The sequence below is a fragment of the Paenibacillus sp. FSL R5-0527 genome (genome assembly GCF_038008055.1).
GTDB lineage: Bacteria > Bacillota > Bacilli > Paenibacillales > Paenibacillaceae > Fontibacillus > Fontibacillus macerans.
Genome location: NZ_JBBOYI010000001.1, coordinates 7,053,667 through 7,069,100, shown reverse-complemented (window position 1 = coordinate 7,069,100; position 15,434 = coordinate 7,053,667). Strand labels below are relative to the sequence as shown.

Below are 15,434 nucleotides of genomic sequence, written 5' to 3'. Positions count from 1 at the left end.
CATGGATTCAAATCCTATAACCGCTGCTCCTCCCGCTGATTCATCATCCAAAGAACGTTGGCTGGCTTTCTTTGCCATTGTCGTGGGAGCTTTTGTAGCCGTTTTGAACAACAGTTTGATTAACGTGGCGATTCCGCAATTGACTACGGATTTAGGGTCGACCGCCTCGCGGATTCAGTGGGTAATTACCGGCTATACACTGGCGCAAGGAATTATCGTTCCGATCACGGGGTTTATGGAGCAGCGGGTCGGCTATAAGAAGTTTTTGCTCGGCGCTCTCTCCGTTTTTACGATAGGCACGGCCTTGTGCATATTTGCCTGGAATGACCTGTCGTTGATTGCCGCCCGCATTATTGCCGGCCTTGGCGGCGGAGTTATTATGCCACTGAGCATGACGATTGTCTATAAAATTATACCGCGCGAACAAATTGGAATGGCGATCGGGATCTGGGGAATTTCCTCCATGGCCGCGCCTGCCATCGGTCCGACACTAAGCGGTTATTTGATTGAATGGTTCAACTGGAGATTTCTGTTTATTGCTTGCGTTCCGTTTGCCTTATTCGCCATTCTGATGGTTGTCCTATTGATCAAGGAACCGCCAAAAGGTGCGCCCATCAAGTTTGACGTTCCAGGGTTTTTATTAGCCGCGACCTGTGCGGGCACATTGCTTTACGCGCTTTCCAGCGGGCCGTCCGACGGCTGGGGATCCTTTAAAATTGTTTCGTTGCTTTTTATCGCTTTCTGGTCGTTGGTGTTTCTAATTTTTGTCGAGAAGGGCAAGGATAATGCAGTTATCGATATTTCACTGTTTAAAAATCATAAGTTTACCGTTAGTGTAATTACCTCCAGTTTTGTCATGATGGGGATGTATGGAGGGACCTTTTTGACGCCGTTATTTTTGCAAAATATTCAGTCGGTATCTCCTGTCGAAACAGGAATTATTTTGCTCCCGCAGGCTATAGGCATGGCTCTCATGATGCCGATCGCGGGCAAGCTGTTAGACAAGATAGGCATCTTGCCGATCGGACTCGCGGGGCTGACTTTAACCAGTCTGATGACCTACCACCTTCACTTGTTGACGCCACAGACATCGCACTTGTGGTTTGAGGGCGTGACCGCACTGCGCGGAATAGGAATCGGACTATGTATGATGCCATTGTCCACGGTCGGGATGAACGCCGTAGAGAACAATAAGGTGGGCAAAGCTTCAGCCGCGTCCAACCTGATAAGAACGCTCGCCGGTTCCATGGCCATTGCGGTTTTCACCTTCCTCATGCAGAACCGTACGGCCCTGCATACGCAGCATATTGCCGAATCCATAACTGCGGAAGGCGCGCAAATCTTACAATCGACGCTTGGGAGCTCGTGGGCTTCTACGGTATCCGGATTAATTTCGCTGGACGCCTATTCCCGGGGGATTGCGGATACATTCCTGTTATCATCCATACCATTATTTTGTTCGATACCGCTGATTTTCCTGTTTGCCACTGGACGAAAACGAAAAGCAGCCAAAGACGCGGCTGCGGAAATTCAAGCATAAGCACGGAGAGAAAGGGGACGGAGCATAGATGAAAGAGTGGAAAGCGACTTCTGCTGTATTGCTGCTTGGAATCGGTATTTTATCCGGTTGTTCGCAAGCCGGCCAGGCCGCTCAGGAGATAAGCATAAATGTAAAGGTCAGCCAGGCGCAAAAAGGAGTAATTGGAGAAGGGGAGATATATACAGGGAAAATCACCTCATCTGAAACGGTGAATATTACTCCTAAAATTTCCGGCAAGGTGGCTGCCGTAACCGTCGACGTCGGGAGCAAGGTGAAAAAGGGGCAGGTGTTGTTCAAACTTGAAGACGATGATCTTCTGAACAAATTAAAAATCGCCAAGTCCGATGTGGCGGCTGCGCAGGCAGCGATTGCCTCCGCGGAGGATTCGCATGAATCCGGTATGGTGTCTGCGAACTCAGGCGTAGTTAGCTCGCGGAACAGCATCATCTCCGCCAAAAGCGCAATTACGCAGGCACAGGGTGGGATCAATCAGGCACAGGCGGCCGTTGACCAGGCTCAAACCGGATTGAAGCAGGCCCGTACAGCCGTCTCTACTGCCAAGAATACGGTAAAGCAGACGCAGGAGGCGCTGGAGAATGCTAAAAAGAACCTGTCCCGCACGGAGTCTCTTTACGCCAGCTCGCTGGCGTCACAAGTGCAATTGGAAGAAGCACAGGCTGCTCAAGTTAGCGCTCAAGCGGCCTATGACAATGCGGTAAATGCGAAATCCAACGCTGAAGAACAGCTGGCTGCCGCTGAAAGATCATTAGCCACTGCGCAAAAAGCGTTGACCACGGCCAAGGATGCCTACGAAAATGCTAAAAACAGCTATGAAAATGCCAATAACGGCTACAAAAATGCCCAGCATCAGTTGGAAGTGGCCCAGAGCACAGCAGGGGTTGATGCGAGCCGGCAAAAGCTGGAGCAAGCACGGCTTAACGTTGAAATCGCCCAAAATTCGTTGGATAATGCGGTCATCACTTCGCCTATAGCCGGGATTGTCAGAAGCAAAAATATTGAAGTCGGTGAGATAGCTTCCGCCGCATCTCCGGCACTTGTAATCCATAATCTAGATAGCGTTAATCTGGAGATTTACGTGCCTGCCGAACGGATTAATGATATTAATGCGGGTGATCCTGTGCAGGTTCGCGTAGCCGCTTCAGGCATATTGACAACAGGCAAGGTCAAAAGCATAGGAACGGATGATGCCAATGGCAACGGCTTTCCGGTGAAGATAGCCGTTGCCAATCCGGACGGCAAACTGAAATCCGGGATGCTGGCCGATGTAAGCTTTGTGGATGCGAATGCTAAAGAAGGAATCATTATTCCGGCGAAGGCGATTGAGAAAGACGGCGACCAGTCTTATGTATACATCGCTGTTGATGGCCATGCTTTACGCAAGGATATTACCGTAGGAGAAGAATCGGGTACGCAAGCCTTGGTTGCCAACGGCCTTGAAAATGGGGAGCAAATTATAGTAAACAACCATGCGCTTCTTTCTGATCATGCGGCTATTACCGTTTCGCAGCCTTAAGTGCATTAAGCAGATAGAGAAGGGGGAACCAGCCGCCTTGATATGGGCGAAAGCTGGCTCCCCCTATTTTATTTCGAGCGTGCGATTCGGCATCTCCGAACGTTATAGTGTAAAATAATTAATATCAAGTTAAAGGGGGGAGTAACCTTGTCACTGCAAATATTTATCCTCGGTCTGTTGCATAAAGGAGACTATCATCCCTATGATGTCAAGAAAAGAATTTTACAGGGCACGAATAATGCGGTCAATGTTACAGATGGTAATCTATATTACAATTTTGAGGCGCTGCTTAAAAAGGAGTTCATTCAAAAATCCCAAATTATCCAAGCGGAGAACCGTCCTGACAAAATAACCTACAGCATTACCCCAAAGGGCCGGGAAGCCTTTAAAGAAGAGATTTACAAAAGCTTTAAAAACGCCAAGTCCATCAGAACATTACTTCCAGTATTGCCGTTTTTAGAGTATGTTGACGCTAAAAAGCTGTTTTTTTACGTGGAGGACGTTCTGGAACGGCTTAACAATCGAGCGAAGGAATTTGAAGAAAAAGGGCTGGCAACGGAGATTGATCCGGTTAATCCGGACTATAAAATACTTATCGGTGAAGTGGTCACGGAAAGCATAAAGCTGGAAATCCAGATGTTTAATAAGCTTTTGCTGGTTTTAAAAACTCGCCTTTCTTCCCCCTCGTTGTAATTTACCGAAAAAGGTGACGCAAATCACGGCAAGCGGATGCTCCTTTTTTTCATCATAGGACTTAAGGGCTTTTGCCCGATGTTTCCTATTTCAAAATAAAGGATGGATCAAAATGAATTTTGACGCGTCACAGTGGAAGGCTTCGCGCTTTAATGCGCAAAGCGAGACGGATGACGGCGGCCTGATGCTGTACAACAGCTATACCGGGGCGATCGCTTCCTTCTCGTCGGCGGAACGGAATGAAGTTTTGGAGTGGCTGGCACCGGCCGCCCCTGTTCCCGAGCCGGCGCCTCCGCTGGTTGACGGGTTGATAGAGCAAGGATTCCTCGTCCGTTCGGACGTGGATGAAATGCGCCGCGCCATGTTTTTGCACCACTCCATGCATGCTCAAGACGCTATGCATTTGGTGCTGCTTGTGACGGAAGCCTGCAACTTTCGCTGCACTTATTGTTATGAATCGTTTCCGCGCGCTTCGATGCGCGAGGAGGTGATCCGCGGTCTGGAAGCTTATATGGCCGAGCGGGCCAAGACGTTGAAGCAGCTTACCGTAAGCTGGCATGGCGGCGAGCCTCTGCTGGTCCCCCACATCATCGAACGGTTGTCCAATTCCTTTATCGAAGCTTGCGACCAAAACGGCGCCGCCTACGGCGCGGAGATGTCGACGAACGGCTATTACCTGACCAGGGACCGCCTTGAACAAATGCTGGATCTGCATGTCCGGCGCTTTATGGTCACGTTGGACGGGGAAGGGGAAACGCATGATTCACGGAGAGGACTGAACGGAGGCGGGGGAACGTACCGGACGATCGTGGATAATTTGCTGTCCTTGAAGCAGGTCGACCGCCCGTTTGAAATCAATCTGCGCGTCAATTTCGACAACGGCAACCTGGAGGCCGTATCGCGGTTTATTCCCGTACTTCGGGAGTTGTTTGCCGATGATCCGCGGTTTAAAGTATATTTCCGTCCCGTCGGATGTATGGGCGGGGAAAATGATCTGAACCTCCCGGTATGCGACGAGCGGACAAAGGATCGCGCAATTTGGGAGTTGAACGAGCGGGCGATCGCCGAAGGGCTGCAGGTAAGCTCCTTCATTTCGGATATTTTGCTGCCGACCGGCGCGGTTTGTTATGCGGCCAAGCCGAATTCCCTGATCGCCGGCTCCGATGGCATGTTGTATAAATGCTCCGTCGCGTTGGAGCAGGACAACAACCGGCTGGGCCGGATTCATGAGGATGGGACGCTGGACCTGGATTACGACAAGCTGGCGCTCTGGACGACATCCGGCGAAGAAACGGATGAGAAATGCCAGGCCTGCTTCTTCCGGCCCGCGTGCCAGGGCAATCATTGCCCGCTGTACCGCATGCGGACGGGGAATCGCCCCTGCTCCTACGAGAAGCGGCAAATCAAGAAGACGCTGCGGACGATTTGGATGGCGGCCCGGCGGGATGAGGAGGTGATACTATGAAAATTATCCGTCCCGCGGCGCAGCCCGCATTGGTTAAAACCGGCCGGGTATCCAAGTCCGTACCGGGCAATCTGAGCTGATGGAATAAGATATCCGGGAAAGCCAACCCTTAAGGAAATATAAAAGGGTTGGCTTTTTTTGAGAAAATAGGTAACTATTTAGCGCCTGATTACGTCTAAGTAATGGGCAAGATTAAAAAAAATTCATTTAGGAGGTCATGATGAAGAACGGATTCATACATAAGGCGATATTGGTGCTGTTTAGCGGGCTGCTGCTTGCCGGCTGCACCGGCGGGCCCGCCAAAGAGACCGAACAGGTCTCGAGCCTGAAGGTGATGTTTTGGGATGAGAGTTATTTTTACAGGGAGTACGGCGATTTGTTTGCGATGAAACATCCGAATATCGATGTGGAAGTCGTCGCAACGGACCGGATTTACCGGGACAGCGACCAGAAAGATTTTGACTATGACAAAGCGTTTGCCAAATTTATCGAAGAAGAGCAGCCGGACGTGCTGCTGTTGAATACGAAGCAGTATGAAAAGTTCGCTTCCGAAGGCAAGCTGACGGAGCTTGATTCGCTGATCGCCAAGGATAAGTATAATACCGAAACGATTTTCCCGGCGATCCTGGAGATTCTGAAGGAAAAAGGCGGCGGCAAGCTGTACGGTTTATCCCCGACCTTTTACGGCTCGGTTTTGTACTATAATGCCGATTTATTTGCCAAATACGGAATTGAGGCGCCGCACGACGGAATGAGCTGGCAGGAGATTCTCGACACGGCCCGCCGCTTCCCGACGGACGGGGACGAAAAGACCCGCGTTTACGGTTTCGGTTCGGATTACGGTATGTCGCTGGAAAATTTGGCTTCCAGCATCTCTTCCACCCAAGGCTTGAATTATATCAACCCCGACACGATGAAGCTCACTCTCAATACCGATTCGTGGAAGCAAGTTTATAAGATGGCCATGGATGCCTTGGACTCCAAAGCAATTTACAATCCGGATAGTGAAGGTTTCCAGGGAGGGACCATGGAAGAGTATTACCAAAGCCAGCCGTTTATGATGGGGCGGATGGGCATGACGGTCGACGGCTCCAATCTGCTGCAAAATCTGAAGGATGCCCAGGGACAGATTAAGGACTACAAGCCGTTCCAAATCGGTGCGGTTGCAGGGCCGGTAGATCCGGCCGAGCCCGATAAATCGCGGAACATTTCCATGAGCGAAATCTTGGCGGTCCGGGCGAACTCGGCAAATGCCGATGCGGCATGGGAATTTTTAAAGTTCGTAAACGGTGAAGAATTTGCGAAGATCAAGTCCAGAACCTTGAATGGCGGCTTGATGTCCCGCATGGGCGTGCAAAAGGAATACAACGGCGTAAGCCTTGATGTGTTTTATAAGCTGAAACCTAAATTGGATAACGACTTCGACAACTACGATAAAATCCCGGATAGTTTCTTTGAGAAGTACTACTCCATCTTTAGCCGGGAAATGAAGCTGGTTCAGGATAAAAAGAAATCTATCGACGAGGCGCTGCAGACCGTTCAAGACGAAGGCCAGGCGGCCCTGGATAAAGCGGTCCAAGATGAAGCGGCCGGCAAAAAGGACAAGCCTGGCGCGGAGGCGGATCAGGCCGGCTAAAGCACTTAAGCTGATCGCCCTATCATTTTTTGGAGGTTATAATGAAGAACGGAATCTTAAATAAGGTTATGCTGCTGCTTTTAAGCGGGCTGCTGCTTGCCGGTTGCACCGGCGGGCCCGCCAAAGAGACCAAACAGGTATCGAGCCTGAAGGTGATGTTTTGGGACGAGAATTTCTTTTACAGGGAGTACGGCGATTTGTTTGCGATGAAACATCCGAATATCGATGTGGAAATCGTCACAACGGACCGGATTTACCGGGACAGCGACCAGGAAGATTTCGACCGTGACAAAGCGTTTGCCGACTTTATCGAACAAGAACAGCCGGATGTGCTGCTGTTGGATGCGAACGAGTATGAAAAGCTCGCTTCCGAAGGCAAGCTGACGGAGCTTGATCCGCTGATCGCCAAGGATAAATACGATACCGAAACGATTTTCCCGGGACTCATGGAAATTCTGAAGGAAAAAGGCGGCGGCAAGCTGTACGGTTTATCTCCGACCTTCTATGGATCGGTCATTTACTACAACGCCGATTTGTTTGCCAAATACGGAATTGAGGCGCCGCACGACGGAATGAGCTGGCAGGAAATTCTCGACACGGCCCGCCGCTTCCCGACGGACGGGGACGAAAAGACCCGCGTTTACGGTTTCGGTTCGGATTACGGCATGTCGCTGGATAATTTGGCTTCGAGTATCTCATATACGCAAGGTTTGAATTACATCAACACCGATACGATGAAGCTCACTCTCAATACTGATTCGTGGAAGCAAGTTTATAAGATGGCCATGGATGCCTTGGACTCCAAATCGGTTTATAATCCGGATGGCGAGGGGTTCCAGGGAGGGACCATGGAAGAGTATTACCAAAGCCAGCCATTTATGATGGGGCGGATGGCCATGACGGTCGACAGCACCTATATGCTGCAAAACCTGAAGGACGCCCAGGATCGGATTAAGGACTACAAGCCGTTCCAAATCGGTGCGGTTGCAGGGCCGGTAGATCCGGCCGAGCCCGACAAATCGCGGAACATCTCGGTGAGCGACATTTTTTCCATCCGGGCCAACTCGGCAAATGCCGATGCGGCTTGGGAATTTATTAAATTCGTGAACGGTGAGGAATTTGCGAAGGTCAAGTCCAGAACCTTAAACGGCGGCATGTTGTCCCGAATGGGAGTGCAAAAGGATTTCCATGGCGTAAACCTCGACGTTTTTTACAAGCTGAAGCCTAAAGTGGACAACGACTCCGACAATTATGATAAAATCCCGGAAAGCTTTCATGAACAATACCGTACTATTTTTGACCGGGAAATGAAGCTGATAGCGGAGAAAAAGAAATCCATCGGCGAGGCGCTGCAGGTGATTCAGGACGAAGGCCAGGCGGCGCTGGATAAGGCCATAAAGGAGGAAGCGGCCGGGAAGAAGAAAAAGCCTGCCGCGGAAGCGGATCAGGCGGGCTAACGCGCTTTAGTTGCCCCCGAAAAGGGGCTTTGTGCGAATTGCTTTATAAAATTTTTGGAGGTTAAGATGAGGAACGGAATGTTATATAAGGTTATGCTGGTTATGATATGCGGACTGCTGTTCGCCGGTTGCGCCGGCGGCCCTGCCAAGCAGGAAGCGCAGACTTCTACGCTGAAGGTCATGTTCTGGGACGAAAGTTATTTTTTCAGCCAATATGGCGACATGTTTGCGATGAAGAATCCGAATATCGAAATTGAAGTAGCTAACACGCAAAGCATTTATAATGACGAGGAAAAGGACTACGACAAGGCGTTTGCCAAATTCGTGGAAAAGGAACAGCCGGATATCATACTGCTGAACTCCAACAAAAATTACGAAAAATTCGCATCCGAAGGCAAATTAATGGATTTGGATACGCTCATCGCCAAGGATAAATACGATATCTCGACGATTTATCCGGCGCTGATCGACCTGCTAAAGGAAAAGGGCGGCGGGAAGCTGTACGGGCTGACTTCATCTTTTAATGTGAATGCGATTTATTATAATGCCGATCTGTTTGCTAAATATGGAGTTGAGCCGCCGCATGACGGGATGACCTGGCAGGAAATTATCGATACCGCCCGCCGTTTCCCCACGGATGGGGATAAGGACAGCCGGATTTACGGATACGGTGCTCGTTACGGGAAAGCTTTTGATGAATTGGCCTCTTCGATCGCCATGACACAAGGGTTGCAGGTGCTGAATCCGGATACGAAGAAAATGACGATCAATTCGGATTCGTGGAAAAAGGTTTTCCAACTGGCTCTGGATGGCGTAAAATCCAAGGCGATTTATGATCCGGGCGACGACGGTTTCTCAAGCGGGACGATGGAAGAATATTATAAGAGCCAGCCTTTCATAATGGGACGTATGGCGATGACGATCGACGGCACCAATCTGCTGCAAAATCTGAAGGATGCCAAAAACAGCGTAAGGGATTATAAGCCGTTCCAAATCGGCATCGTGGCCGGTCCGGTGGACCCGGCGCTGCCTGACTCGACGCGGGAAGTCAGTTTTAATGAAATTTTCGCGATCCGGTCCGATTCTCCAAATGCCGATGCGGCCTGGGAGTTTTTGAAATTCATCAACAGCGAAGAATTTGCCAAAGTGAAATCAAGAACGTTGAATAACGGTCTCATGTCCCGGATGGGCGTGGTGAAAGATTACGAGGGACAAAGCCTTGACGCTTTTTATAAGTTAAAACCTGCAGATAGCAGCGACGGATATATGGGGATCAGCGACGCTCCTAACAGCTTTTACGGACAATTCCAACAAATTAAGGATCGGGAACTGGACCCTGTCCAGAAGGGAAGCAAGTCGCTTGACGAGGCGCTGGAAAAGATTCAGGCGGATGGACAAGTAGCCTTGGATAAAGCGTACCAAGAGGAAGAGGCACAGAAGAAGAAGGACGGGAAAGACGATACCAGCTCATGAGATAAAGCGGACGTGGACACCGGCAGCGATGACGGTATGGTTATCAAGGGCAATTAGCTGCCACCTTCAGGCCGCGGTATTATAGAAGGCTAACCTTTGCAGCTTTGGCTCGGGGTTGGCCTTCATTTGTGTACCTGTAAGTTTTATCATGCATGAAGGTTCCACCGCGCCATGCTGAGTAAATTAACCGTTTAGGACAGTTCCCGTAAATTCAAAAATGGAAAAACATACATATTGCAAAAGCATCCCGATCGTGATAAATTATTAATTGTCGCTTCGAACGGCAGCTTGTCGAAAGGCTTGCTACAATGTCGAAAAATGAGGTTGACAAAGTAAAGTAAAGTGGTTATAATAAATAACTGTTCGACAAAAAATGATGTTTATCGAAAATGCCGGACAGCAAGTTCTTTGAAAACTGAACAAATGGAACGCGTCAATAACTTTGAACGATTTTTTAAAATCGTCAGTAACTGATTGAGCTAATCGCTCTTTCGAATAAACTTGGATGATTGGTTCATCCAACCTTTATTGGAGAGTTTGATCCTGGCTCAGGACGAACGCTGGCGGCGTGCCTAATACATGCAAGTCGAGCGGACCTGATGGAGTGCTTGCACTCCTGATGGTTAGCGGCGGACGGGTGAGTAACACGTAGGCAACCTGCCCGTAAGACCGGGATAACTACCGGAAACGGTAGCTAATACCGGATAATCAAGTCTCTCGTATGAGGGGCTTGGGAAAGGCGGAGCAATCTGTCACTTACGGATGGGCCTGCGGCGCATTAGCTAGTTGGTGGGGTAACGGCTCACCAAGGCGACGATGCGTAGCCGACCTGAGAGGGTGAACGGCCACACTGGGACTGAGACACGGCCCAGACTCCTACGGGAGGCAGCAGTAGGGAATCTTCCGCAATGGACGAAAGTCTGACGGAGCAACGCCGCGTGAGTGATGAAGGTTTTCGGATCGTAAAGCTCTGTTGCCAGGGAAGAACGTCCTGTAGAGTAACTGCTACAGGAGTGACGGTACCTGAGAAGAAAGCCCCGGCTAACTACGTGCCAGCAGCCGCGGTAATACGTAGGGGGCAAGCGTTGTCCGGAATTATTGGGCGTAAAGCGCGCGCAGGCGGCTGTTTAAGTCTGGTGTTTAATCCTGGGGCTCAACCCCGGGTCGCACTGGAAACTGGACGGCTTGAGTGCAGAAGAGGAGAGTGGAATTCCACGTGTAGCGGTGAAATGCGTAGAGATGTGGAGGAACACCAGTGGCGAAGGCGACTCTCTGGGCTGTAACTGACGCTGAGGCGCGAAAGCGTGGGGAGCAAACAGGATTAGATACCCTGGTAGTCCACGCCGTAAACGATGAGTGCTAGGTGTTAGGGGTTTCGATACCCTTGGTGCCGAAGTAAACACATTAAGCACTCCGCCTGGGGAGTACGGCCGCAAGGCTGAAACTCAAAGGAATTGACGGGGACCCGCACAAGCAGTGGAGTATGTGGTTTAATTCGAAGCAACGCGAAGAACCTTACCAGGTCTTGACATCCCTCTGACCGCTGTAGAGATATGGCTTTCCTTCGGGACAGAGGAGACAGGTGGTGCATGGTTGTCGTCAGCTCGTGTCGTGAGATGTTGGGTTAAGTCCCGCAACGAGCGCAACCCTTGACTTTAGTTGCCAGCAAGTGAAGTTGGGCACTCTAGAGTGACTGCCGGTGACAAACCGGAGGAAGGTGGGGATGACGTCAAATCATCATGCCCCTTATGACCTGGGCTACACACGTACTACAATGGCCGGTACAACGGGAAGCGAAGGAGCGATCTGGAGCGAATCCTAGAAAAGCCGGTCTCAGTTCGGATTGCAGGCTGCAACTCGCCTGCATGAAGTCGGAATTGCTAGTAATCGCGGATCAGCATGCCGCGGTGAATACGTTCCCGGGTCTTGTACACACCGCCCGTCACACCACGAGAGTTTACAACACCCGAAGTCGGTGAGGTAACCGCAAGGAGCCAGCCGCCGAAGGTGGGGTAGATGATTGGGGTGAAGTCGTAACAAGGTAGCCGTATCGGAAGGTGCGGCTGGATCACCTCCTTTCTATGGAGTACCTCGTTCCTGTTACGGAACGGTACAAATACGGTCCGCGTTAGCGGGCAATTAATGAGACTTTGCTTGCAAAGTCAACCTTATTGACGTGTTTCCCATTTGTTCAGTTTTGATGGAATTTGCGGGGCCATAGCTCAGCTGGGAGAGCGCCTGCCTTGCAAGCAGGAGGTCAGGAGTTCGATCCTCCTTGGCTCCACCATATATTTCATCATTGATCCTTGAAAACTGGATAACGAAACGAAATTTGCGTTTTAGAACAATCCTTTTAGCTGAACTTGTGTCAAAACAAGTGAAGATCTAGTGGTTTGATATTTTCCTTCGGGAAAAATCATGGTTAAGCTACTAAGAGCACACGGAGGATGCCTAGGCGCTAGGAGCCGAAGAAGGACGTGGCGAACAACGAAACTGCCTCGGGGAGCTGTAAGCAAGCATCGATCCGGGGATGTCCGAATGGGGAAACCCGGCTGGGGTAATACCTAGTCACTCATCACTGAATCCATAGGTGGTGAAGAGGCATACCAGGGGAACTGAAACATCTAAGTACCCTGAGGAAGAGAAAACAATAGTGATTCCGTCAGTAGCGGCGAGCGAACGCGGATTAGCCTAAACCGAAGAGCTTGCTCTTCGGGGTTGTGGGACGTCTCACATGGAGTTACAAAGGCAGAGGTTAGACGAACAGGTCTGGAAAGGCCGGCCAGAGAAGGTAAAAGCCCTGTAATCGAAAGTCTTCGCCCTCCGAGACGGATCCCGAGTAGTGCGGGGCACGTGAAACCCCGTATGAATCTGCCAGGACCATCTGGTAAGGCTAAATACTCCCTAGCGACCGATAGTGAAGCAGTACCGTGAGGGAAAGGTGAAAAGCACCCCGGAAGGGGAGTGAAACAGAACCTGAAACCGTGTGCTTACAAGAAGTCAGAGCCCTCTATATGGGTGATGGCGTGCCTTTTGTAGAATGAACCGGCGAGTTACGTTTGCAAGCAAGGTTAAGGCGAGAAGCCGGAGCCGCAGCGAAAGCGAGTCTGAATAGGGCGAATGAGTTTGCAGGCGTATACCCGAAACCGTGTGATCTACCCCTGTCCAGGGTGAAGGTGCGGTAACACGCACTGGAGGCCCGAACCCACGTACGTTGAAAAGTGCGGGGATGAGGTGGGGGTAGCGGAGAAATTCCAATCGAACTCGGAGATAGCTGGTTCTCCCCGAAATAGCTTTAGGGCTAGCCTCGGTGTGACAGTCGTGGAGGTAGAGCACTGATTGGGTGCGGGGCCCGCAAGGGTTACCAAGCTCAGTCAAACTCCGAATGCCATAGACTGATTCACCGGGAGTCAGACAGTGAGTGCTAAGATCCATTGTCAAAAGGGAAACAGCCCAGACCATCAGCTAAGGTCCCCAAGTGTGTGTTAAGTGGGAAAGGATGTGGAGTTGCACAGACAACCAGGATGTTGGCTTAGAAGCAGCCACCATTTAAAGAGTGCGTAATAGCTCACTGGTCGAGTGACTCTGCGCCGAAAATGTAACGGGGCTAAACACACCACCGAAGCTATGGCTTGATGCTTTGCATCAGGGGTAGGGGAGCGTTGTGTATGCGTTGAAGGTGTACCGTAAGGAGCGCTGGAGAGTACACAAGTGAGAATGCCGGTATGAGTAACGAAAAGATCAGTGAGAATCTGATCCGCCGAAAGCCTAAGGGTTCCTGAGGAAGGTTCGTCCGCTCAGGGTAAGTCGGGACCTAAGGCGAGGCCGAAAGGCGTAGTCGAAGGACAACAGGTTGAAATTCCTGTACCACCGTAATCCGTTATGAGCGATGGGGTGACGCAGGAGGGTAGTGACGCGGGGCGATGGAATGCCCCGTCCAAGCAGTGAGGCTGGTGTGTAGGCAAATCCGCACACCGTAAGGCTGGGCTGTGATGGGGAGGGAAAATTTACAGTACCGAAGGTCATGATCTCACACTGCCGAGAAAAGCCTCTAGCCAGGAGAAGGTGCCCGTACCGCAAACCGACACAGGTAGGCGAGAAGAGAATTCTAAGGCGCGCGGAAGAACTCTCGTTAAGGAACTCGGCAAAATGACCCCGTAACTTCGGGAGAAGGGGTGCCCCGGTAGAGTGAATAGCTCGAGGGGGCCGCAGTGAAAAGGCCCAAGCGACTGTTTAGCAAAAACACAGGTCTGTGCGAAGCCGCAAGGCGAAGTATACGGGCTGACGCCTGCCCGGTGCTGGAAGGTTAAGGGGAGCGGTTAGGGGTTAAACCCGAAGCTGTGAACCGAAGCCCCAGTAAACGGCGGCCGTAACTATAACGGTCCTAAGGTAGCGAAATTCCTTGTCAGGTAAATTCTGACCCGCACGAATGGCGTAACGACTTGGGCGCTGTCTCAACGAGAGATCCGGTGAAATTTTAATACCTGTGAAGATGCAGGTTACCCGCGACAAGACGGAAAGACCCCATGGAGCTTTACTGCAGCTTGATATTGGACTTTGATACGATTTGTACAGGATAGGTGGGAGCCTAGGAAGTGGGAGCGCAAGCTTCCATGGAGGCGACGTTGGGATACCACCCTGATCGTATCGGAGTTCTAACCCAGTACCGTAAGCCGGTACGGGGACCGTGTCAGGCGGGCAGTTTGACTGGGGCGGTCGCCTCCTAAAGAGTAACGGAGGCGCCCCAAGGTTCCCTCAGAATGGTTGGAAATCATTCGCAGAGTGCAAAGGCAAAAGGGAGCTTGACTGCGAGACTGACAAGTCGAGCAGGGACGAAAGTCGGGCTTAGTGATCCGGTGGTACCGCATGGAAGGGCCATCGCTCAACGGATAAAAGCTACCCTGGGGATAACAGGCTTATCTCCCCCAAGAGTCCACATCGACGGGGAGGTTTGGCACCTCGATGTCGGCTCATCGCATCCTGGGGCTGAAGTAGGTCCCAAGGGTTGGGCTGTTCGCCCATTAAAGCGGTACGCGAGCTGGGTTCAGAACGTCGTGAGACAGTTCGGTCCCTATCTGTCGTGGGCGCAGGAAATTTGAGAGGAGCTGTCCTTAGTACGAGAGGACCGGGATGGACGCACCGCTGGTGTACCAGTTGTTCCGCCAGGAGCACAGCTGGGTAGCTAAGTGCGGACGGGATAAGCGCTGAAAGCATCTAAGCGTGAAGCCCCCCTCAAGATGAGATTTCCCAATTAGTAAGACCCCTTGAAGACGACGAGGTTGATAGGCCTGAGGTGGAAGTGCAGCAATGCATGGAGCTGACAGGTACTAATCGGTCGAGGGCTTATCCAAAATGATACCCCAAAAAGTGACGCGAGGCTTCGAAGGTAATTCCGATTACTTTTCGGGGACCCCGGGAACTGAATAGGGGCTAACACGCAAATCAAGTTTCGTATCCAGTTTTCAAGGATTAACCTTGAATCGTTTGGTGGCGATGGCGGAGGGGTTCCACGCGTACCCATCCCGAACACGACCGTTAAGCCCTCCAGCGCCGATGGTACTTGGACCGAAGGGTCCTGGGAGAGTAGGACGCCGCCAAGCATGAAGAAGAGCACCGCCGAGTGATCGGCGGTGTTT

Annotated in this window: 7 protein-coding genes, 1 tRNA gene and 3 rRNA genes; all 11 read left to right on the top strand. The window is 51.1% G+C overall.

Annotated features, from left to right (window positions below; all coding sequences use genetic code 11):
- Position 1 precedes the first annotated feature (1 nt).
- The 11 genes from NYE69_RS32015 (at position 2) to rrf (ending at position 15,398) form a co-directional block, all read left to right on the top strand.
- On the top strand, positions 2-1,540 hold the full coding sequence (locus NYE69_RS32015; protein ID WP_340930066.1) for a DHA2 family efflux MFS transporter permease subunit: 1,539 nt from the start codon (positions 2-4) through the stop codon (positions 1,538-1,540).
- A 28-nt stretch (positions 1,541-1,568) separates the two neighbouring features.
- Positions 1,569-3,074, top strand: a complete 1,506-nt coding sequence (locus tag NYE69_RS32010) for an efflux RND transporter periplasmic adaptor subunit (protein ID WP_340930064.1) — start codon at positions 1,569-1,571, stop codon at positions 3,072-3,074.
- Between the two features lie 147 nt (positions 3,075-3,221).
- Positions 3,222-3,767: a PadR family transcriptional regulator gene (locus NYE69_RS32005; RefSeq protein ID WP_340930062.1), complete on the top strand. Its 546-nt coding sequence runs from the start codon at positions 3,222-3,224 to the stop codon at positions 3,765-3,767.
- Between the two features lie 112 nt (positions 3,768-3,879).
- Positions 3,880-5,232, top strand: coding sequence for a radical SAM/SPASM domain-containing protein (locus NYE69_RS32000; protein ID WP_340930059.1), 1,353 nt, complete (start codon positions 3,880-3,882; stop codon positions 5,230-5,232).
- A 220-nt stretch (positions 5,233-5,452) separates the two neighbouring features.
- A complete protein-coding gene (locus tag NYE69_RS31995) occupies positions 5,453-6,868 on the top strand; it encodes an ABC transporter substrate-binding protein (RefSeq protein WP_326044915.1) in 1,416 nt (471 codons plus the stop codon).
- Between the two features lie 41 nt (positions 6,869-6,909).
- On the top strand, positions 6,910-8,325 hold the full coding sequence (locus NYE69_RS31990; RefSeq protein WP_340930057.1) for an ABC transporter substrate-binding protein: 1,416 nt from the start codon (positions 6,910-6,912) through the stop codon (positions 8,323-8,325).
- Between the two features lie 66 nt (positions 8,326-8,391).
- A complete protein-coding gene (locus tag NYE69_RS31985; protein WP_340930054.1) occupies positions 8,392-9,798 on the top strand; it encodes an ABC transporter substrate-binding protein in 1,407 nt (468 codons plus the stop codon).
- Between the two features lie 525 nt (positions 9,799-10,323).
- Positions 10,324-11,877, top strand: a 16S ribosomal RNA gene (locus NYE69_RS31980).
- Positions 11,878-12,009: 132 nt separating this feature from the next.
- Positions 12,010-12,085: transfer RNA gene (locus tag NYE69_RS31975), tRNA-Ala, on the top strand.
- Between the two features lie 133 nt (positions 12,086-12,218).
- A 23S ribosomal RNA gene (locus NYE69_RS31970) occupies positions 12,219-15,149 on the top strand.
- A 132-nt stretch (positions 15,150-15,281) separates the two neighbouring features.
- A 5S ribosomal RNA gene (gene rrf / locus NYE69_RS31965) occupies positions 15,282-15,398 on the top strand.
- The 16S, 23S and 5S rRNA genes sit together here with 1 tRNA gene alongside, the layout of an rRNA operon.
- Positions 15,399-15,434: the final 36 nt, after the last annotated feature.

Bases quoted from the DNA above. Each gene is read 5' to 3' on its own strand.
- NYE69_RS31985 (WP_340930054.1), top strand. From the start codon at position 8,392: ATGAGGAACGGAATGTTATATAAGGTTATGCTGGTTATGATATGCGGA.
- NYE69_RS32000 (WP_340930059.1), top strand. From the start codon at position 3,880: ATGAATTTTGACGCGTCACAGTGGAAGGCTTCGCGCTTTAATGCGCAA.
- NYE69_RS31995 (WP_326044915.1), top strand. From the start codon at position 5,453: ATGAAGAACGGATTCATACATAAGGCGATATTGGTGCTGTTTAGCGGG.
- NYE69_RS31990 (WP_340930057.1), top strand. From the start codon at position 6,910: ATGAAGAACGGAATCTTAAATAAGGTTATGCTGCTGCTTTTAAGCGGG.
- NYE69_RS32010 (WP_340930064.1), top strand. From the start codon at position 1,569: ATGAAAGAGTGGAAAGCGACTTCTGCTGTATTGCTGCTTGGAATCGGT.
- NYE69_RS32015 (WP_340930066.1), top strand. From the start codon at position 2: ATGGATTCAAATCCTATAACCGCTGCTCCTCCCGCTGATTCATCATCC.